Here is a 19,231-nt window from a genome sequence, read left to right as displayed (position 1 = left end):
CACCGGCGGCTGCGCCGCCGGTGGCCGCCCGACGGGCTCTTGTAGGTTCCGACGAACACACCCGTTGCGCTGGCCTGCACGAATCGCCAGTAGAATCCGTGCACGTGACTTCCGCTCCCGCCAAGCCCCGCATCCCGAACGTCCTCGCCGGACGGTACGCCTCCACCGAGCTCGCCACGCTCTGGTCGCCCGAGCAGAAGGTGAAGCTGGAGCGGCAGCTCTGGCTCGCCGTGCTGCGCGCCCAGAAGGACCTCGGGATCGAGGTTCCGGACGCGGCGCTCGCCGACTACGAGCGCGTGCTCGACACCGTCGACCTGGCCTCCATCGCCGAGCGGGAGAAGGTCACCCGGCACGACGTGAAGGCGCGGATCGAGGAGTTCAACGACCTCGCCGGGCACGAGCAGGTGCACAAGGGCATGACCTCCCGCGACCTCACCGAGAACGTCGAGCAGCTGCAGATCCGGCTCTCCCTGGAGCTGATGCGCGACCGCACGGTGGCGGTCCTGGCCCGCCTCGGCAAGCTGGCCGGTGAGTACGGCGAGCTGGTCATGGCAGGCCGCTCGCACAACGTCGCCGCACAGGCCACCACCCTCGGCAAGCGTTTCGCCACGGCCGCCGACGAACTGCTCGTGGCCTACGGCCGCGTCGAGGAGCTGCTGGGCCGCTACCCGCTGCGCGGCATCAAGGGCCCGGTCGGCACCGCGCAGGACATGCTGGACCTGCTCGGCGGGGACGCCGCGAAGCTGGCCGAGCTGGAGCAGCGGATCGCCGGACACCTGGGCTTCTCGCAGGCGTTCACGTCGGTCGGCCAGGTCTACCCGCGCTCGCTGGACTACGAGGTCGTCACGGCGCTGGTGCAGCTGGCGGCGGCGCCGTCGTCGCTGGCGAAGACGATCCGGCTGATGGCCGGGCACGAGCTGGTCACCGAGGGCTTCAAGCCCGGCCAGGTCGGCTCCTCCGCCATGCCGCACAAGATGAACACCCGCTCCTGCGAGCGCGTCAACGGCCTGATGGTGATCCTGCGCGGCTACGCCTCGATGACCGGTGAGCTGGCGGGCGACCAGTGGAACGAGGGCGACGTGTCCTGCTCGGTGGTGCGCCGGGTCGCGCTGCCTGACGCGTTCTTCGCGCTGGACGGGCTGCTGGAGACGTTCCTGACCGTGCTCGACGAGTTCGGCGCGTTCCCGGCGGTCGTGGCGCGTGAACTGGACCGGTACCTGCCGTTCCTCGCCACCACCAAGGTGCTCATGGGCGCCGTGCGCGCCGGCGTGGGCCGGGAACTGGCGCACGAGGCGATCAAGGAGAACGCCGTCGCCTCCGCCCTCGCGATGCGTGAGCAGGGCGCCGAGCGCAACGAACTCCTCGACAAGCTCGCCGCCGACGAGCGCATTCCGCTGGACCGGACCGAGCTGGAAGCGCTGATGGCGGACAAGCTGTCCTTCACCGGCGCCGCGGGCGACCAGGTCGCCGCCGTCGTCGCCCGGGTCGAGGAGATCGTGAAGCAGCACCCCCAGGCCGCGGGCTACACGCCCGGGGCGATTCTCTGACGCGCCCGGTCGGGAAGCCCACGGTGCCGCGTTTCACACCCGAGGAGCTTCAGGCCGCCCGCGACCGCGTCGTGCCCGATGTGGTCGCGGACGGTCTGCGGGTGCTGTTCTGCGGGATAAACCCCGGTCTGATGACGGCCGCGACGGGCCATCACTTCGCCCGCCCCGGCAACCGCTTCTGGCCCGTGCTGCACCGGTCCGGGTTCACCCCCAGGCTGCTGAAGCCGTCGGAGCAACAGGAACTGCTGTCGTACGGGCTGGGCATCACCAACGTCGTGGCGCGGCCGAGCGCGCGGGCCGACGAGCTGAGCGCCGAGGAGTACCGGGAGGGCGGGCGGCTGCTCGCGCTGAAGGTGAGCCGGCTGCGGCCGCGCTGGCTGGCCGTGGTGGGGGTGACCGCGTACCGCGCGGCGTTCGACGACCGGAAGGCTCAGGTCGGGCCGCAGCCACGGCTGATCGGGGACACGCGCGTGTGGGTGCTGCCCAACCCGAGCGGGCTGAACGCGCACTGGACGGCCGAGACCATGGCCGAGGAGTTCCGCCGTCTGCGCGAAGCCGCGGACGGCTGACCGGTCACGGCGGGTCCGTCTCCGTGATCACCGCAAGGAGCCGGACGTCGTCCGCCGGGTCCCGGTCCGCGACCGCCAAGGCGACCCAGCGGCCGGTGCCTCCCACCCGCCACACGTACGCCACAGCGGCCCACGCGCTCAACTCGGCCCAGGGCCGGGGCACCTCCTCCCGCTCGGCGCGCAGCTGGACGGTATGCAGGTTGTAGGGGTCCGTGTCGCCCCACCGGGAGGCGAGGAGCTCGTAGACGGCGTCCCGGCCCTTCTCGAACTGGTCGGTCGTCACCGCCCGGGCAGCGGGATCGCTGTCCGCCGCGCTCTCTAACACCGCGACGTGGTAGCCGGGGCCCGAGGCGCCGACGTCCGACGGGCCGTGCTCCGCGGGAAAGGGGCGGAAGCACAGCTCGTCGACGAGGGCGATGTGCTGCGCGATGTGCATGTGTCCAGTAAACCCGCCCCCACTGACACTTGGCGGGGCATCACCCCGGTCGCCGGTCAGGCGTCCCGGCGTCGCAGGCTCCACGCTCCCGCCAGCAGGGCGGCCGCCGCCCAGAGCGCGGTCACCGCGAGCCCCGGCCACGGGCCGAGGGACGCTCCGTCGTGCGTCTGCCTCAGCACCGACTGCCCCGCCTTGTCGGGCAGGAAGTCGGCGACCGTGCCGGTGGCGTCGCCGATGACGAACGACACGACCAGGATGAACGGGATCAGCAGGGACAGTGTGGCCGTGCCGCTGCGCAGCAGGGCGGCGAGCCCCGCGGCGAGCAGGGCCATCAGCATGAGGTAGACGCCGCAGCCCACGACAGCGCGCACCTGCTCAGCGGTGCCGAGCCCGTCGGCCGCAGGCCCGAGCCCCGACCGGGCGACCAGCAGCGCGGCGAGGGCGGTCACCCACCCCACCAGGAGGGCGGGCACGGCGATGACGGCAGCCTTCGCCGCGAACCACCGGCCGCGTCGCGGCACCGCGGCCAGCGAAAGCCGCAGCGCGCCCGAACGGAACTCGGACGACACTGCCATGGCCCCGAAGGAGACGGCCGCGATCTGGCCCGGGATGACGCCGGACAGCGCCGTGAACAGCGGGTCGAATCCCGGATCCGACGTATCGGAGGCACCGGCGATCGCCGAGAACGCCGTGGTCGCGGCGAACAGGGCCAGCAGCGTCCCCGGGAGCGACCGCAGGGTGCGGATCTTCAGCCATTCGGAGCGGACGACGGGCGCGAGTTCCACGGTCAGGCCTCCTGCGGCTGCGCGGTGAACTCGGCTTCGGCCGAGGTGAGATCGAAGTAGGCCTGTTCCAACGTGGCCTCCTCAGCGGCGAGTTCCAGGACCGCAACGCCCGCGGCGGCGGCGAGGCGGCCGATGTCGTCGACCCGCGCGTGGTCCACGGTCCAGTGCCCGTCCACGTGTTCCACGGCTTCGTGGCCGTGCTCCGCGAGCGCCCTCCTGAGCGCCACGGGGTCGCTCGTGCGGACACGTACCCGGGGCCGTACGCGTGCGTGGACGAACTCCCGCATGGGGGTGTCGGCCAGCAGCCGGCCCCGGCCGAGGACGACGAGGTGGTCCGCGAAGGACGCGGTCTCGTTCATCAGGTGGCTGGAGACCAGGACCGTGCGCCCTTCCTTCGCGAGCCGGCGCAGCAACTGCCGGACCCACACGATCCCTTCGGGGTCGAGGCCGTTGGACGGCTCGTCCAGCATGACCACCTCGGGGTCGCCCAGCAGGGCGGCGGCGATACCCAGGCGCTGGCGCATGCCCAGGGAGTACGTCCGCACCCGGCGCCGGGCCACCGACGCCAGGCCCGTCTCCTCCAGCACCTCGTCGGCCCGGCGGTCCGGGATGCGGTTGCTCGCCGCCAGGACGCGGAGGTGGTCGCGGCCCGTGCGGGAGCCGTGCGCGGCCTGTGCGTCGAGCAGCGCGCCGACGTGGCGCAGGGGCTCGCGCAGGGCCGGGTAGGCGCGGCCGCCGATCGTGGCTGAACCGGCGGTCGGCCGGTCGAGGCCCAGCACCAGTCGCATGGTGGTGGACTTGCCGGCGCCGTTGGGGCCGAGGAAACCGGTGACACGGCCGGGCAGTACCCGGAAGGTGAGGCCGTGCACGGCTCGTCTGCCGCCGTACTCCTTGGTGAGGTCGTGGACTTCGATGCTGGTCATGGCGTCAGCGTGGCTCATCGCGGGTGGCGCGGGCCTCCCCCGGCCAGGGAGGTCCCTTCCCCCGTGCGGGGGAGGCCCGTTGTCAGTGGCGGCTGTCACGATGGCGCAATGGTCCGCATGCTGCGCCCGCTCACGCGGGCTGTGACGTACAAGCGGTGGCTGCACATCGTGGTGGCCATCGTGTGGCCGTCGCTGTGGCTGTTCATCGAGGAGGCGTGGTGGACACAGATCACGGCCGCCGTGCTGCTCGGGCTCGCGGGGCTCGTGCCGATCACACGGGTCGTGGAGGGGTTTCAGGCCAGGCTGCTGCTGACCGACCATCGACAGGACGGTGAGAGCGCGGAGATCGTGACCACACCGTCGGTCACGTGGGCCGATCGCGGGCGAACCGTGGTGTGGCTGCAGGCACGGCTGATCCTCGGGTGGACCGTGGCCCACCTCTCCCTCCAGTTGCCCCTCTTGGCGATCGACCTGCTGTCGACGGGCCTCGGTCACGGGCCCGTCGCTGACGGATTCGTGACCGTCGAGGGGAACCACTGGTGGCACGTGGTGCTGGCACCCGTGCCGCTGGTGCTGTCCCTGGTGGTCGTGGTGTGGTCGGGCAACTTCGTCACCGCGCTGGCCGAGCGGCTCCTCGGGCCGTCCGCCGCCGAGCGGATGGCAGCGCTGGAGGAACGCACCGACCAGCTGCTCGAACGCACCCGGATCGCGCGCGAATTGCACGACTCCATCGGCCACGCGCTCACCGTCGCCGTGGTGCAGGCCGGGGCGGCCCGGGCGGCCGGTGACGCGGAGTTCACGGACCGGGCGCTGAGCGCCATCGAGGAGACCGGCCGGGCCGCCCTGGAGGACCTGGAGCGCGTGCTGGGCGTCCTGCGCGAGTCGGGGAAACCGGTGAGCGGCAGGCCGACCCTGGCGGACGCCGACCGGTTGCTGGAGTCCGCGCGGGCCTCCGGGGCGAAGGTCGACGCCGAGGTGACGGGGCCCGTGGACACCGTGCCGGGGCCGGTGTCCCGGGAGGGCTACCGGATCCTTCAGGAAGCCCTGACCAACGTGTTGCGGCACGCGGGAGAGGTCCCGGCAGACGTACGCATCAAGGTCGCCGAGGGCACTCTCGTTCTCTCCATACGCAACGCCCTGACGGCACCGATACCGCCGGGGTCCGGGCGCGGCAGCGGCCTGCGCGGCATACGCGAGCGCGCGGCCCTGCTCGGCGGGCGGGCCCGGACCGGCCCGCACGAGGGCGACTGGCAGGTCCATGTCGAGCTGCCGGTGAGTTGATCTAGTCTGATCCGATGCCGGTCACCGTTCTTCTCGTCGACGACGAACCGCTGGTACGCGCGGGCCTGCGCGCGGTGCTGGAGGCGCAGCCCGACATCGAGGTCGTCGGGGAGGCCGCGGACGGGGCGGCGGTGATCCCGCTGGTGCGGCAGCTGCGGCCGGACGTGGTCGCCATGGACGTAAGGATGCCGCTGCTCGACGGCATCGAGGCCACTCGGGCGCTGCTGCGGACGGTCGAGGAGCCGCCGCGGATCCTCGTGGTGACGACGTTCGAGAACGACGAGTACGTGTACGAGGCGCTGCGCGCGGGTGCCGACGGGTTCCTGCTGAAGCGGGCCCGGCCGGCCGAGATCGTGCACGCGGTGCGGCTGATCGCCGAGGGCGAGTCGCTGCTGTTCCCGGCGTCGGTGCGGCAGCTCGCCGCCGAGTACGGGGAGAGCGGCGGGAACCGCGCCGCGCGGGCGGCGATGGACCGGGCCCGCTTGACCGAGCGGGAGGCCGAGGTGCTGCGGCTCATGGCGCGCGGGCTGTCGAACGCGGAGATCGCCGCCCGGCTGGTCGTCGGGACGGAGACGGTCAAGTCGCATGTGAGCGCCGTACTGGCGAAGCTGGGAGCGCGGGATCGCACGCAGGCGGTGATCGCGGCGTACGAGTCCGGGTTCGTGGCGCCGGGGTGACCGACCGGGCCCGGGCCCGTCTGTCGCCGGGGCGCGGTGTGCCGAGTACGATCCGGCCAACACGCGCACGAGCTGGGAGGACGGACGGTGGGGCGGCTGACCGGCGGGGATCCCTCGCTGCTGCGCAGGATCAATTCCGTGGTGGTGCTGCACGCGCTGCGTGCCACGGACGTCGCGACGCTGACGGAGATCACCGGGCTCACGGGACTGTCCCGGCCGACCGTCGAGGGGGTCGTCGAAGGACTCATCGAGGCCGGTCTGGTCGTGGAGAAGGCGGCCGAGGAGGGGGCCGCCCGGCGGCAGGGGCGACCGGCGCGGCGGTTCCGCTTCCGTGCGGAGGCCGGGCACCTGCTGGGCCTGGAGGTCGGGGCGCACCGGGTGGCGGCACTGCTGGCCGACCTGGACGGGCGGGTGATCGGCTCTCAGGCCAGGGACGTGAGCGGGACGGCGGCGGCCGACGAACGTCTGGAGCGGCTGCGCGGGGCCGTCGCCGAACTGCTGCGCCGGGCCGGTGTCGCCCGCGGCTCGCTGCGGGCCGTGGGCGTGGCGACGCCGGGGATCGTCACCTCGGACGGCACGGTGCGGCTGGGCACCGCGCTGCCCGGGTGGACTGGGCTGCGGCTGGGCGAGCGGCTGAGCCGGTCCTTCAAGTGCCCGGTGCTGGTCGAGAACGACGCGAACGCGGCGGCCGTAGCCGAGCACTGGAAGGGCGCGGCGACCGAGTCGGACGACGTGGTGTTCGTCCTGGCCGGGCTCAGTCCCGGCGCGGGCGCGCTGATCGGCGGCCGCCTGCACCGCGGCCACGGCGGGGCGGCCGGCGAGATCGGCGCACTGCATCTGCTGGGCCGGGAGATGACGCCCGAGACGCTTCTGTCCACCACGGACGAACCCCTGCACCCCCTCGACGAACAGGCGGTCGCCCAGGTCTTCGCCCGGGCCCGCGAGGGCGACCGGCCGGCCCGCGCCGCCGTCGACCGCTTCATCCAGCGCCTGGTCCACGACGTGGCGGCCCTCGCCCTGGCCCTCGACCCCGAGTTGGTCGTCATCGGCGGCTGGGCAGCGGGCCTGGACGGCGTCCTGGACCCGCTCCGCCGGGAACTGTCCCGCTACTGCCTCAGCCCCCCGCAGGTGACCTTGTCCCGCCTCGGCGACGCGGCAGTGGCGACGGGAGCTCTCCGCCTCGCCCTGGACCATGTGGAGGAAGAACTGTTCAGCGTGGAGGATGCCGCAACGCCCCGTCGGTGACACCCCCGAAGCAGCGCGGGGCTGTGTCCGCATGCGGCTCCGCCGCGTGAGCGCGACCAGCCACGACCCACCCGCGGTCCCCCGCTCGCCCCGCTCCGTACGGCGCCGGGGTCAGGAAGCCTTCCGCTGCACCCCGTCGTGAATCTCCACCCCACCCGAATCACCGAAGGTCAGTCGACACGTGTCAGCACGATACGTGGCCACGGAAAGCGCAGCGGTACCGCCCGCCGCGACGAATCGTGTCGTCACCACCAGCACGGGCGCCCCGGGCAAGCGGTCCAGCTCCTTCGCGTCAGCGGTCCCGGCGGAGCCGAGCTCCACCGCGTTCTCCTGCCGCTCCAGCTCCAGCCGCCGCAGGTCCCGCAGCACCGCACGGGCGCGTGCCGGTCCCGAGGACGCGTCGATCGCGGAGAGGCCGGGCACCGAGGAGTGCGGGACGTGGAGCAGTTCGGCGGCCACCGGGCGGCCGTGCGAGACCCGGGAGCGGCGCACGATGTGCACGGACTCGTCGCGGCCGGTCCCCAGGGCCTCGGCGACGGCCGCGGACGGCACGGCCGTTGTGCAGTCGACGGGCTGCCAGACGTCGTCGGGACCGCCCGGCCAGATGTGCGGGCCGGTGCCGAGGGAGACGCCCACCCGGGGTGGGGCGACGGTCGTGCCGACACCGCGGCGGCGCTGCAGCCTGCCTTCCAGCTCCAGTTGCTCCAGGGCCTGGCGGAGGGTGGCGCGGGCGACACCGAAGCGGGCCGCGAGGTCACGCTCGTTGGGGAGGATCTCCCCCACCTCGAACTCCGAGTCGAGCGCCTCGCTGAGCACGGTCTTGAGTTGCCAGTACTTCGGTTCCGGCACCGGTTCCAGCTGCGTGGTCCCCACCCTGTCCTCCGCGATCGCCCTGGAGGGCGGCGTTTTGACGCCCTTGTTTTTTAAAGGTTGTTTCACTTCTCTGCGACCATAGGTCGGGCCTGACGGCTGGTCAATACCAATGCCCGGGAACGTTCACGGGGCGTTCATCGAAGACGTGCGCGGCTCGGTGGCGTCGGCTACCCGACGGCCAGCGACCGCAGTTTGTCCGGGTTGCGGATCACGTAGACCGCCTGGACGCGGCCGTCGGCGACATCGATCTGGAGGACGGTGTCGGGCTTGCCGCCGGGCAGGACCAGCACGACGGCCGGGCCGCCGTTGAGCTCCAGGAAACGCACCGAGAAGTCCGGGACGCCCTTGCGCGCGGCGCCGGCCAGGAACCGGCCCACCTTGTCCGCGGTCCGCAGGACCCGCAGCGGCGCCCGCGACTTGCCGCCGCTGTCGCCGACCAGACGGACATCGGGGGCGAGCAGCGCCATCAGCCCTTCGAGGTCTCCGTCCGTCGCGGCGGCGAGGAACCGTTCGGTGAGGTCACGGCGCTCGGCGGGGTCGGCCTCGTAGCGGGGCCGCCCCTCCTCGACGTGCCTCCGGGCCCGCCCGGCCAGCCGGCGCACCGCGGCTTCGCCGCGGTCGAGCACGGCGGCGATGTCGGCGTACGGGAAGCCGAAGGCCTCGCGCAGCACGAACACCGCCCGCTCCAGCGGCGACAGCGTTTCCAGCAGCACGAGAACGGCGAGCGAGACGGTGTCCGCCAGCACGGCCCGCTCCGCGCCGTCCGGCTCGGTGTCGCAGAAGTCGGTGACGTACGGCTCGGGCAGCCAGGGCCCCACGTAGGTCTCCCCGCGGGCCTTGATCCGGCGCAGCCGTTCGACGGCGAGACGGGTCGTGATCCGGACGAGGTAGCCACGCGGTTCGCGCACGTCGCCCCGGTCCGCGCCCGACCAACGCAGCCAGGCCTCCTGGACCACGTCCTCCGCGTCGGCCACTCGGCCCAGCATGCGGTAGGCGACCCCCAGCAGGACGGGCCGGTGCGTTTCGAAGACGTCGGTCGCGGTCTCGGCGGTCACGGCCTCCATCCCAGTCCACCGGTGCGCCTCTGTCCAGGCGGAATCGCCCGGTGCCGGACAGAATGGCCGACAGGAAGCCGGTGATCGGCGAAACGGCACCCGGAGGTGGCGATGCGGTACGCGGTTCTGGGCACGGGCGAGGTCGGACGCACTCTCGGCGGCCGGCTGGTGGAGCTGGGACATGAGGTGCGGCTCGGCTCGCGCACCCCCGACAATCCGGCCGCCGCTCAGTGGGCGGCCGCCGCGGGCGCCGGGGCGCAGGCCGGCACGTTCGCGCAGGCGGCGGCGTTCGGCGAGGTCGTCGTGAACGCGGTCGGCGGACGGGTGGCGCTCGCCGCGCTGGAGGCGGCAGGGGCCGAGAACCTCGACGGGAAGGTACTCGTGGACGTCTCCAACCCGCTGGCGATCGAGGAAGGCGAGCTGCGGCTGTCCCCCGTCGGGTCGGACAGCGTGGGCGAGCAGATCCAGCGGGCCTTTCCGCAGGCCCGCGTGGTGAAGACGCTCAACACCGTCAACTGCCGGGTGATGGTCGATCCCGCGCTGGTGCCGGGCGAGCACCAGGTCTTCGTCTGCGGTGAGGAGGCGGGCGCCAAGGAGCAGGTGGTGGCCCTGCTCGGGGAGTTCGGCTGGCCGGCGCGGCGGGTGCTCGATCTCGGCGGCATCCGGGAGGCACGCGCCGTGGAGATGTGGCTGCCGTTGTGGATCGGCCTGATGCGGAACTTCGGGCACGCGGAGTTCAACCTGGAGCTGCGCCGGGCCCGTTGAAGGGTCCGCGGTCGCGAGGGCGGCGGCAACTCGGGGCTACCCGTCGGTAGCAATTGCTGACAAGCTGTCTACGGCGTCCGTCAGCGAGTCCAGCCGAGGAGCACCCCATGTCCGCCACCGTCTCCTTCGAAGTCGCCTGCGCGCAAGGCGAGCAGACCGTCACCCTGTCCTATACGCGCAAGGGCACCGGCGCACCGCTGGTCCTGCTGCACGGCATCGGACACCACCGGCAGGTGTGGGACCCGGTGATCCCCGCGCTGGCGGCCGAGCGGGACGTCATCGCCGTGGACCTGCCGGGGTGCGGCGAGTCGCTGGCGCTCCCCGAGGGCATGGCGCACGACCTGCCCACCATGAACACCGTCCTGGCGGCGCTCTTCGAGGCGCTGGACCTCGAACGGCCACACGTGGCGGGCAACTCGCTGGGCGGCCTGCTGGCCCTCGACCTGGCCCGGGCGCGGCTCGTCCGTTCCGTCACCGCCCTGTCCCCCGGAGGGTTCTGGAACGCGGCCGAGCGGCGCTACGCCTTCGCCGTGCTGATGACCATGCGGCAGATCGCCCAGCGGATGCCACGGCCCGTGGTCGAACGGCTGGCCCGCCCCGCGATCGGCCGGACCCTGATGACGAGCACCGTCTACGCCCGCCCGGGCCGCCGTTCGCCCGAGGCCGTGGTCGCCGAGACGCTGGCGCTGGCGAACGCGCAGGGATTCTTCGAGACCCTCCGCTCGGGCAGGACCGTGCAGTTCTCCGACGACATCGTGGGCATGCCGGTCACCGTGGCGTGGGGCAACCGGGACCGGCTGCTCATCCCCCGCCAGGGCGTGCGGGCCAAGGGCGTCATCCCGGGCGCCCGGCTGGTCCGGCTGCCCGGCTGCGGCCACGTCCCGATGAACGACGACCCAGCCCTGGTCGCCCGGGTCCTCCTCGACGGCAGCCGCTGATCACACACCCCGCGGCCCTCACCGGGCGCACGGTTGCCGTCCAGGAGGGATCGTGCGGTCAGTTGTTCACTTGGGGTTCGTGTGCGCGCTGCGGCGTCCCAGTAGTTCTGGCTGTGCACACTGGCCGGATCCCGTCCCTGGAGGCGCATCCATGTCACACCGTCCGTTTCCCGGGCGCCGTAGCGTCCTGCGCGGCTCCCTCGCCGCTTCGGCGGCCCTGTCCCTGCCCACCGCGCTCGGCGCGGCACCGGCCTTCGCCCGGTCGGGGCGTCCGAACGCGCGATGGGGTGTGCAGACGGGTGACGTGACCCACGACTCCGGGCTGGTGTGGGTGCGGTCCGACCGGCCGGCCCGGATGATCGTCGAGACGTCGGCGACCGAGTCGTTCCGCGACCCGCGCAGATGGCCCGGCCCCCTGCTGGGGTCCGGCACGGACTTCACCGGCACGACCCTGCTGCGCGGTCTGCCGCCCGGCGAGCAGATCCACTACCGGGTGCTGCTCGCCGACCCGGACGACCCGCGCCGCACCGGCGAGCCGGTCACCGGCACCTTCCGCACGGCGTCCGTCAGGCGCCAGGGCGGCGTGCGGTTCGTCTGGTCCGGCGACCTGGCCGGGCAGGGCTGGGGCATCAACCCGGAACTCGGCGGCTACCGGATCTACGACGCGATGGCCGCCCTGGATCCGGACTTCTTCCTGTGCAGCGGAGACAACATCTACGCCGACGGGCCCATCACCGGGACCGTGGCGCTGCCCGACGGGCGCACCTGGCGGAACATCACCACCGAGGAGAAGGCGAAGGTCGCCGAGACCCTGGCGGAGTTCCGCGGCAACTTCCGCTACAACCTGCTGGACGAGAACCTGCGCGCCTTCAACGCCCGGGTCCCCTCCATCGTCCAGTGGGACGACCACGAGGTCACCAACAACTGGTATCCCGGCGAGATCCTCACCGACACCCGGTACACCGAGAAGCGCGTCGACGTGCTGGCGTCCCGCGCCCGCCAGGCCTTCTCGGAGTACTTCCCGATCTCCACGCTGCGCCGCCCCGACGGCCGGGTCTACCGCGTACAGCGCCACGGCCCGCTGCTGGACGTCTTCGTCCTGGACATGCGCACCTACCGCGACGCGAACTCGCCGGGCGACCAGCCCACCGACGCGCAGGGCATCCTGGGGCGCGAGCAACTGGAGTGGCTCAAGCGCGAGCTGTCCCGTTCCCGGGCGGTGTGGAAGGTGATCGCCTCCGACATGCCGATCGGCCTGGTCGTGCCGGACGGCCAGAACATCGAGGCCGTCGCGCAGGGCGACCCCGGCAAGCCCCTGGGGCGTGAACTGCAGATCGCCGAGCTGCTGCGGTTCGTGAAGCACCGCCGGATCACCGGCACGGTGTGGCTGACGGCCGACGTGCACCACACCTCGGCGCAGCACTACCAGCCGACGCGGGCCGCCTTCACCGACTTCGAGCCGTTCTGGGAGTTCGTGTCGGGCCCGCTGAACGCCGGGGCCTTCCCGGCGAACGCGCTCGACGGCACCTTCGGTCCGGAACGGGTGTTCGTGAAGGCGCCGGCCACCGCGAACGTCTCGCCCGCGGGCGGCTACCAGTTCTTCGGCGAGGTGGACATCGACGGGGACAGCGGCGAACTGACCGTCCGGCTGCGGGAGCAGGACGGCACCGTGCTGTTCACCAAGGTGCTCCAGCCGGGCCTGGTCGGCCAGTGAGGCATGAAGTACGGTGCGGAGCACAGAGTTTGAAGGGTCGACAATGAGGGCAAGTGCTCCCTTTTACCCGCCAGTCACAATGCGTTCGTGATCACGCAACACGGTTCGGTCACAGTGGGTGCATGACGCGACAAGTGACTGATGCGAAGAACCTGAACGACTGCCGCCCCGCCAGCCCGTGGCAGCGGGTCACGGCGGCGATCCACGCCTGGCGAACACGACGGCACGAACACGCGCCGCCGACGGGTGATACCGGGTCCCCGGCACCGGAGCCGGTGCCGGGGGCGAACACGCTGTGGCGGATGCGGACGACCGTGAAGGACGAGCCGGGATCCCTGGCGGCCCTGTGCACCGCCCTCGCCGAACTGCGGGTCGACATCCTCAGCCTTCAGACGCACCCGCTGGCCGAGGGCACGGTCGACGAGTTCCTGCTGCGCGCCCCGGGCGAGCTCCCGGCCTCCGGGATCGGCACGGCGGTACGGACGGCCGGGGGCACCGAAACCTGGATCGAGCGGGCCGACGCCCACGACCTGGTGGACGCACCCACCCGGGTGTTGGGGCTGGCCGCCCGCACCGCCCTGGACGCAGCGGAACTCCCCCTGGCGCTGCGCCAGTTGCTGGGCCGGTGCACCATCCGTTCCCTGCCCGCTCCGGCCGGCGGCAACCGGGCGCCCGACGGCGTGCCGGTGGAGGGCGCCCTCGACCACACGGTGATGCGCCTGCGCGCCCCGGAAGGCGGAGTGATCACCGTGGAGCGGCCGTACCTGCCGTTCACACCCACCGAGTTCGCCCGGGCCAGGGCCCTGGTGGACCTGGACGCGCGGCTCGGCCCGCGGGTCCCGCACGGCCGGGACGTGCTCACGCTCGCCGAGGGCCGTGACATCACGGTGCGCCGGGCCGACACGCGTGACCTGGAAGCCGCGCGGGCGATGCACGATCGGTGCTCGGACGGCACGCTGAAACTGCGCTATCACGGGCCGGTCGGTGACGCCGACCGGTATCTCAACCACCTGCTCAGCCCGCGGTTCGGCCGCACCCTGGCGGTACAGACCGCGTCCGGGCGCGTGGTGGGGCTCGGTCATCTGCTGTGGGACGGTGACGAGACCGAGGTCGCGCTGGTCATCGAGGACGCGTGGCAGCGGCGCGGGATCGGTGGGGAGTTGCTGCGCAGGCTGGTGGGGATGGCGGCCGAGGCGGGCTGCTCGAGTGTGTATGCCGTGACGCAGGCGTCCAACACGGCGATGGTCGCCGCGATGCGGGGACTGGGCCTCCCCCTCGACTATCAGGTCGAGGAGGGGACCCTGGTGATCACGGCTCGGTTGGACGAGCCCGTGGCGGAGCGGCTGACGAGCGAGTTGGGAAACGCGTCAGCACCGTAGGGGTGCTGGTCAGCGCGCGGGTACGGGCTCGTTGTGGCCGCTCGCGCAGTTCTCCGCGCCCCTGAAAGAGGGGCGTTGTCCCAGAGCCATGTCGAGATCCGACCACAGGTCCTCCACGTCCTCCAGGCCCACCGACATGCGCAGCAGCCGGTCACTCACCCCGGCGTCCCTGCGGTCGTCCGCGTCCACGACGCGGTGGCTGATGGACGCCGGGTGCTGGATGAGGGTGTCGACGCTGCCGAGGCTGACCGCCGGCGTGATCAGGCGGACGCCGGCGATGACCTCGTGCGGATCGCCGTGCACCTCGAAGGAGACCATCGCGCCGCCGATGCGGGGATAGTGCACGCGCGCGATCCGCGGATCGGCGGCGAGGCGGCGGGCGAGTTCCGCCGCGCCCGCGGAGGCGGCCCGGACCCGGACGGGGAGGGTGGACAGCCCCCGCAGCAGGAGGTAGCCGGCCAGCGGATGCAGCACGCCGCCGGTGGCGAACCGCACCTGCCGCAGCCGTCCCGCGAGCTCCTCGTCGCAGGCGACGACACCCGCCAGCACGTCCCCGTGACCGCCGAGGTACTTGGTCGCGCTGTGCAGCACCAGCCGGGCGCCCTGTTCGGCGGGGCGCTGCAGGACCGGTGTGGCGAAGGTGTTGTCGACCAGTAGCGGGACGGAGCCGCAGGCGTGGGCCACCGCCCGCAGGTCGACCTCGGCGAGGGTCGGGTTCGCCGGGGACTCCACCATCACCAGGCCGGTGTCCGGGCGCAGCGCCTCCGTGATCCCGGCCGGGTCGGTCCAGGTCACCTCCGAGCCCAGCAGCCCGGCGGTGAGCAGGTGGTCGCTGCAGCCGTAGAGGGGGCGTACGGCGACGACGTGGCGCAGTCCCATCGAGGCCCGGACGAGGAGAACCGCGCTCAGGGCCGCCATGCCACTGGCGAAGGCGACCGCCGCCTCGGTGCCCTCCAGGCGGGCCAGCGCGGTCTCGAAGCGGGCGACGGTCGGGTTGCCGAGCCGCCCGTACACGGGCGGGCCGTCCGGCTCCGTGCCGGTGGCGGCGAACGCGTCGATACGGGCCGCCTCGGCCCGGCTGTCGTACGAGGGGTAGGTGGTGGACAGGTCGATCGGCGGGGCGTGCAGCCCCTGCCGGGCGAGGTCGTCCCGGCCGGCGTGCACGGCCTCGGTGGCCAGTGCCCGCGGTGCGGTGCGTATGTCGTCGGCGGCGCCCATGCTCGCTGTGTCCATGACGGAAGAGTGAACAGTGGACGGGTTCCAGGCGCAGGATCCCGTGTTACGTTCGGCGCATGGCCGAATCCGTCGTACTGGACCCGGTGGATCTCCATCTGTTGCGGCTGCTGCAGAACGACGCCCGGGCGACGTACCGGGATCTCGCCGCACAGGTGGGGGTGGCGCCGTCGACCTGTCTTGACCGGGTGGCCCGGCTGCGCCGCTCAGGGGTGATCCTGGGGCACCGGCTCGAGCTGGATCCGGCCAAGCTGGGGCGTGGGCTGGAGGCGCTGCTTTCGGTGCAGGTCCGGCCGCACCGGCGGGAGCTGGTCGGGCCGTTCGTGGAGCGGATCCGGGCCCTGCCGGAATCACGGACCGTCTTCCATCTCACCGGCCCGGACGACTACCTGGTCCATGTCGCGGTCGCCGACATGGCCGACCTCCAGCGACTGGTGCTGGACGAGTTCACCGCGCGGCGGGAGGTCGCGCGCGTGGAGACCCGGCTGATCTTCCAGCAGTGGGAGTGCGGTCCGCTGCTGCCCCCTACGCCCTCGGCTCAATCCGGATGACGTGCGCGGTCCGCCGTACGAGGATGGCCGCATGTCTGAGATCAAGAGCCCGCTGCCCCGTGAGCTCGCCGACTCCTACGTCGACGAGCTCGTAGCCCTCGACCCGATCACCGGCACCTTCCTCGGCGTGCGCGAGAGTTCCAGCAGGCTCCCCGACACCTCACCGGCGGGCCAGGAGGCGCTCGCGGAGCTGGCGCGCAGGACACTGGCGCGGCTGGACGAGGCGGAGCGGCGGCCCGGCGCCGACAGCGACGTCGAGCGCCGTTGCGCGCGGCTGCTGCGCGAGCGGCTCACCGCCGAACTCGCCGTGCACGAAGCCGACGAGAGCCTGCGTTCCGTCAGCAACCTGAGCTCGGTCGCCCATGCGGTCCGGCAGGTGTTCACGGTGACGCCCGCGCAGTCGGAGGACGACTGGGCGGCGATCACCGAACGGCTGCGCGCGGTCCCGGCGGCGCTGGAGGGCTACCGGGAGTCCCTCGCGCTCGGCCTGGAGCGGAAGCTCCACGGCGGGCCGCGCGCCACGGCCACGTTCGTGCGGCAGCTCGGCGAGTGGGCGGACACCGACGGCCAGGGCCTCGGCTGGTTCGAGACCTTCGCGGCCACCGGCCCCGACGCCCTGCGGTCCGAGCTGGACACGGCGGCCCGTTCGGCCACCGAGGCCGTCGTGCGGCTGCGCGACTGGATGCGGGACGTGTACGCCCCGGCGGTCGAGGGCGCTCCGGACGTGGTGGGCCGGGAGCGGTACGCGCGCTGGGTGCGCTACTTCAACGGCACGGACCTCGACCTGGACGAGGCGTACGCGTACGGCTGGTCCGAGTACCACCGGCTCCTCGGCGAGATGAGGACGGAGGCCGAGAAGATCCTGCCGGGCGCGGCCACCCCGTGGGTGGCGCTGGCCCACCTGGACGAGCACGGGAGGCACATCGAGGGCGTCGACGAGGTGCGGCAGTGGCTCCAGTCCCTGATGGACGAGGCGATCGACGCGCTCGACGGCACCCACTTCGACCTGGCCGAGCGCGTCCGCCGGGTGGAGTCGCGGATCGCCCCGCCGGGCAGCGCCGCGGCCCCGTACTACACCGAGCCCTCGGACGACTTCTCGCGCCCGGGATGCACCTGGCTGCCGACCATGGGCAAGACGCGTTTCCCGGTCTACGACCTGGTGTCGACCTGGTACCACGAGGGCGTCCCCGGCCACCATCTCCAGCTGGCCCAGTGGAAGCACGTGGCGGAGAACCTCTCCCGCTACCAGGCCGGCGTCGGCATGGTGAGCGCCAACGCCGAGGGCTGGGCCCTGTACGCGGAGCGGCTCATGGACGAGCTGGGCTTCCTGACGGACGCGGAGCGCCGGCTGGGGTATCTGGACGCGCAGATGATGCGTGCCGTCCGGGTGATCGTCGACATCGGCATGCACCTGGAGCTGATGATCCCGGACGACTCGCCCTTCCACCCCGGCGAGCGCTGGACGCCGGAGCTGGCACAGGAGTTCTTCGGCTCGCACAGCAGCCGTCCCGCGGAGTTCGTGGAGAGCGAGCTGACCCGCTACCTGTCCATGCCGGGCCAGGCCATCGGCTACAAGCTGGGCGAGCGCGCCTGGCTGCTGGGCCGGGAGAACGCGCGCAAGCGGCACGGTGACTCCTTCGACCTCAAGGCCTGGCACATGGCGGCCCTGTCCCAGGGGTCGCTGGGCCTGGACGACCTGCTCGACGAACTGTCCGCGCTGTAGCGGCGGTCAGCGCCGGAAGCCGCCCTCGGAGTCGATGACCTGACCGGTGACCCACTCCGCCTCGTCCGTGGCGAGCCACGCGATGAGGCGGGCCGGGTCGTCGGGCATGCCCCAGCGTCCGGCGGGGAAGAGGGCGGCGACGGCGTCGTAGTCGTCCCCGGTCAGGTAATCCGTGTCGACCGGGCCCGGGTTGACGGTGTTCACGGTGACCGCGTGCTCGGCGAGCGTGGTCGCCAGGGAGCGGGTGACGGAGGCGAGGGCGCCCTTCTGCAGGGCGTAGGCGAGTTCCCGGGGCATGCCGCCACCCATGTCCTGGCCGGAGGTCATCATCACCACGCGCCCACCGGGGGTGCGGGGCGGCAGTGCGGCGCGCCGTCGCGCGTACGCCTGGACGAGCAGGATCACGGAGCGGGTGTCGACCGCCCAGTGGCGGTCGAGCATCTCCGGATCGATGTCGTCCAGAGCACCGTCGAATCCGCTCTGCGCGTGGTTGGCGACGAGGATGTCGAGCCGCCCGCCGAGGGCCTCCGCGGCCCTGCCGACGAGTTCGCCGGGCACGTCCGGGCCGGCCAGGTCACCGGGCCCGGCGACGACCCGGGCTCCGGGATCCCCTAGCGCACCGCGCACGGACTCGGCGACGTCCTCGGGACGGTCCGCACCCCAGGGTTGCTCCGCGTCGTGCGGCACGTGGTGATGCAGGTAGACACTCGCCCCGTAGGCGGCGAGCCGCCGGGCCACGGCATGCCCGATGCCGCCGCGCCGGCTGGCACCCGTCACCAGGGCGGTGCGCCCGCGCAGGGGCAGGGGGTCGCGTCGCAGTTCTTCCGGAGTGGGGTGGGGAAGTCGAGGCATACGATCATCGTGGCCGGGCCGCACGAGCGCCGCACGCGAATTCCGGTCTTCGGAGGCGCGGGGCTGTGCTGACATGCCGCCCCGCCGCGTGGGCGCCACCGGCCACAGACGGCCCCGCACACGCCGACTGGTCAAGGCCCCCCAATCACCTGGGGGCGACCAACCGAACCTGCACCAGCCCCACCCACGTCTCCGGCCCCGGCTGCACCCGAGCCGCCCGCACCGCATACCTGCCCGGCTCCAGAACCACCCGTACACGGTCGTCCCCGGACGGCGCGCTCCCCGGCCAGGCCGCGTCGAACAGAAGCACCGCCCCGGGCACGTCCCAGCACACCTCCGGCTCCCACTCCGCCGCATCGACGGCCGCCGGCACACTCGCCAGCAACTCGTTCTCGGAGTCGGCCGCACACCACCGCACGAACACCCCGTGCTCGGGCAGATACGCGGTCGAGGCGGGCTCGTCCCCCAGCACCAGCGCCGTACAGTCGCCGACCGGCAACAGCCCGACGTGTCCGTCGATTTCGCAGGCCCGGTCGTAGTCCGACGCCGTCTCCTCGCCGTCGGCGCCCGCCCAGAACGGCAGGACGGTCTCGGGTACCGCTATGAGCGGCCCGCCACCCGACTCCACCCACTCCACCGTGCCCGGCTCCGCGTATCGCACCATGGTGGAAGAACCTACAGCGCC

Annotated in this window: 19 protein-coding genes; 11 read left to right on the top strand and 8 right to left on the bottom strand. The window is 72.7% G+C overall.

Annotated features, from left to right (window positions below):
- Positions 1 to 104: 104 nt before the first annotated feature.
- Both purB and mug read left to right on the top strand, forming a co-directional pair.
- On the top strand, positions 105 to 1,547 hold the full coding sequence (purB, locus tag IE212_RS21580; RefSeq protein WP_190199531.1) for an adenylosuccinate lyase: 1,443 nt from the start codon (positions 105 to 107) through the stop codon (positions 1,545 to 1,547).
- 23 nt (positions 1,548 to 1,570) lie between these two features.
- On the top strand, positions 1,571 to 2,116 hold the full coding sequence (mug, locus tag IE212_RS21575; RefSeq protein ID WP_190199530.1) for a G/U mismatch-specific DNA glycosylase: 546 nt from the start codon (positions 1,571 to 1,573) through the stop codon (positions 2,114 to 2,116).
- Between the two features lie 4 nt (positions 2,117 to 2,120).
- Here the strand turns inward: mug and IE212_RS21570 are convergent, their stop codons facing one another.
- Genes IE212_RS21570 through IE212_RS21560 form a run of 3 tightly spaced genes read right to left on the bottom strand, consistent with a single transcriptional unit; the run spans position 2,121 to position 4,260 of the window.
- Positions 2,121 to 2,552, bottom strand: a complete 432-nt coding sequence (locus tag IE212_RS21570; RefSeq protein ID WP_190199529.1) for a hypothetical protein — start codon at positions 2,550 to 2,552, stop codon at positions 2,121 to 2,123.
- A 56-nt stretch (positions 2,553 to 2,608) separates the two neighbouring features.
- Positions 2,609 to 3,337, bottom strand: a complete 729-nt coding sequence (locus IE212_RS21565; protein ID WP_190199528.1) for an ABC transporter permease — start codon at positions 3,335 to 3,337, stop codon at positions 2,609 to 2,611.
- 2 nt (positions 3,338 to 3,339) lie between these two features.
- Positions 3,340 to 4,260, bottom strand: coding sequence for an ABC transporter ATP-binding protein (locus tag IE212_RS21560; protein ID WP_190199527.1), 921 nt, complete (start codon positions 4,258 to 4,260; stop codon positions 3,340 to 3,342).
- 108 nt (positions 4,261 to 4,368) lie between these two features.
- On the opposite strand from IE212_RS21560, the gene IE212_RS21555 reads away from it, so the two are divergent.
- The 3 genes from IE212_RS21555 to IE212_RS21545 all read left to right on the top strand — a co-directional run bounded on the left by IE212_RS21555 (position 4,369) and on the right by IE212_RS21545 (position 7,463).
- Entirely contained in the window at positions 4,369 to 5,541 is a 1,173-nt protein-coding gene (locus IE212_RS21555; RefSeq protein WP_190199526.1) for a sensor histidine kinase, read from the top strand.
- 14 nt (positions 5,542 to 5,555) lie between these two features.
- The gene (locus tag IE212_RS21550; RefSeq protein WP_190199525.1) at positions 5,556 to 6,218 is read left to right on the top strand and encodes a response regulator transcription factor; all 663 of its coding nucleotides are present in this window, start codon (positions 5,556 to 5,558) and stop codon (positions 6,216 to 6,218) included.
- Between the two features lie 87 nt (positions 6,219 to 6,305).
- The gene (locus tag IE212_RS21545; RefSeq protein WP_190199524.1) at positions 6,306 to 7,463 is read left to right on the top strand and encodes an ROK family protein; all 1,158 of its coding nucleotides are present in this window, start codon (positions 6,306 to 6,308) and stop codon (positions 7,461 to 7,463) included.
- 111 nt (positions 7,464 to 7,574) lie between these two features.
- Here IE212_RS21545 and IE212_RS21540 read toward each other — a convergent pair whose 3' ends face one another.
- Together IE212_RS21540 and sigJ are read right to left on the bottom strand one after the other, a co-directional pair.
- Positions 7,575 to 8,336 carry a GntR family transcriptional regulator gene (locus tag IE212_RS21540; protein ID WP_190199523.1) on the bottom strand — a complete coding sequence of 254 codons (762 nt, stop codon included), beginning with the start codon at positions 8,334 to 8,336 and terminating at the stop codon, positions 7,575 to 7,577.
- Positions 8,337 to 8,503: 167 nt separating this feature from the next.
- Positions 8,504 to 9,391: an RNA polymerase sigma factor SigJ gene (gene sigJ / locus IE212_RS21535; protein WP_190199522.1), complete on the bottom strand. Its 888-nt coding sequence runs from the start codon at positions 9,389 to 9,391 to the stop codon at positions 8,504 to 8,506.
- A 111-nt stretch (positions 9,392 to 9,502) separates the two neighbouring features.
- On the opposite strand from sigJ, the gene IE212_RS21530 reads away from it, so the two are divergent.
- The 4 genes from IE212_RS21530 to IE212_RS21515 all read left to right on the top strand — a co-directional run bounded on the left by IE212_RS21530 (position 9,503) and on the right by IE212_RS21515 (position 14,187).
- Positions 9,503 to 10,156: an NADPH-dependent F420 reductase gene (locus tag IE212_RS21530; protein ID WP_190199521.1), complete on the top strand. Its 654-nt coding sequence runs from the start codon at positions 9,503 to 9,505 to the stop codon at positions 10,154 to 10,156.
- A 107-nt stretch (positions 10,157 to 10,263) separates the two neighbouring features.
- Positions 10,264 to 11,094, top strand: a complete 831-nt coding sequence (locus IE212_RS21525) for an alpha/beta fold hydrolase (protein ID WP_190199520.1) — start codon at positions 10,264 to 10,266, stop codon at positions 11,092 to 11,094.
- Positions 11,095 to 11,245: 151 nt separating this feature from the next.
- Positions 11,246 to 12,808, top strand: coding sequence for an alkaline phosphatase D family protein (locus tag IE212_RS21520; RefSeq protein ID WP_190199519.1), 1,563 nt, complete (start codon positions 11,246 to 11,248; stop codon positions 12,806 to 12,808).
- 122 nt (positions 12,809 to 12,930) lie between these two features.
- Positions 12,931 to 14,187: a GNAT family N-acetyltransferase gene (locus IE212_RS21515; protein WP_190199518.1), complete on the top strand. Its 1,257-nt coding sequence runs from the start codon at positions 12,931 to 12,933 to the stop codon at positions 14,185 to 14,187.
- Between the two features lie 9 nt (positions 14,188 to 14,196).
- Here the strand turns inward: IE212_RS21515 and IE212_RS21510 are convergent, their stop codons facing one another.
- Positions 14,197 to 15,420 carry a trans-sulfuration enzyme family protein gene (locus tag IE212_RS21510; protein WP_190199517.1) on the bottom strand — a complete coding sequence of 408 codons (1,224 nt, stop codon included), beginning with the start codon at positions 15,418 to 15,420 and terminating at the stop codon, positions 14,197 to 14,199.
- A 59-nt stretch (positions 15,421 to 15,479) separates the two neighbouring features.
- Between IE212_RS21510 and IE212_RS21505 the strand changes: the two genes are divergently transcribed.
- Positions 15,480 to 15,971 (top strand): Lrp/AsnC family transcriptional regulator, encoded by a 492-nt coding sequence (locus IE212_RS21505; RefSeq protein WP_190199516.1) that lies wholly within the window; start codon positions 15,480 to 15,482, stop codon positions 15,969 to 15,971.
- Between the two features lie 31 nt (positions 15,972 to 16,002).
- The gene (locus tag IE212_RS21500) at positions 16,003 to 17,694 is read left to right on the top strand and encodes a DUF885 domain-containing protein (protein WP_190199515.1); all 1,692 of its coding nucleotides are present in this window, start codon (positions 16,003 to 16,005) and stop codon (positions 17,692 to 17,694) included.
- A 6-nt stretch (positions 17,695 to 17,700) separates the two neighbouring features.
- On the opposite strand, the gene IE212_RS21495 is transcribed toward IE212_RS21500, so the two are convergent.
- Both IE212_RS21495 and IE212_RS21490 read right to left on the bottom strand, forming a co-directional pair.
- Positions 17,701 to 18,546, bottom strand: a complete 846-nt coding sequence (locus IE212_RS21495; protein ID WP_190199514.1) for an SDR family oxidoreductase — start codon at positions 18,544 to 18,546, stop codon at positions 17,701 to 17,703.
- Positions 18,547 to 18,691: 145 nt separating this feature from the next.
- Positions 18,692 to 19,210 (bottom strand): immunity 21 family protein, encoded by a 519-nt coding sequence (locus IE212_RS21490; protein ID WP_190199513.1) that lies wholly within the window; start codon positions 19,208 to 19,210, stop codon positions 18,692 to 18,694.
- Positions 19,211 to 19,231: the final 21 nt, after the last annotated feature.

It is taken from the genome of Streptomyces djakartensis (assembly GCF_014651075.1).
GTDB lineage: Bacteria > Actinomycetota > Actinomycetes > Streptomycetales > Streptomycetaceae > Streptomyces > Streptomyces djakartensis.
Note: the sequence above shows the minus strand (reverse complement) of the source record. Positions and strands in the feature narration are given on the sequence as shown.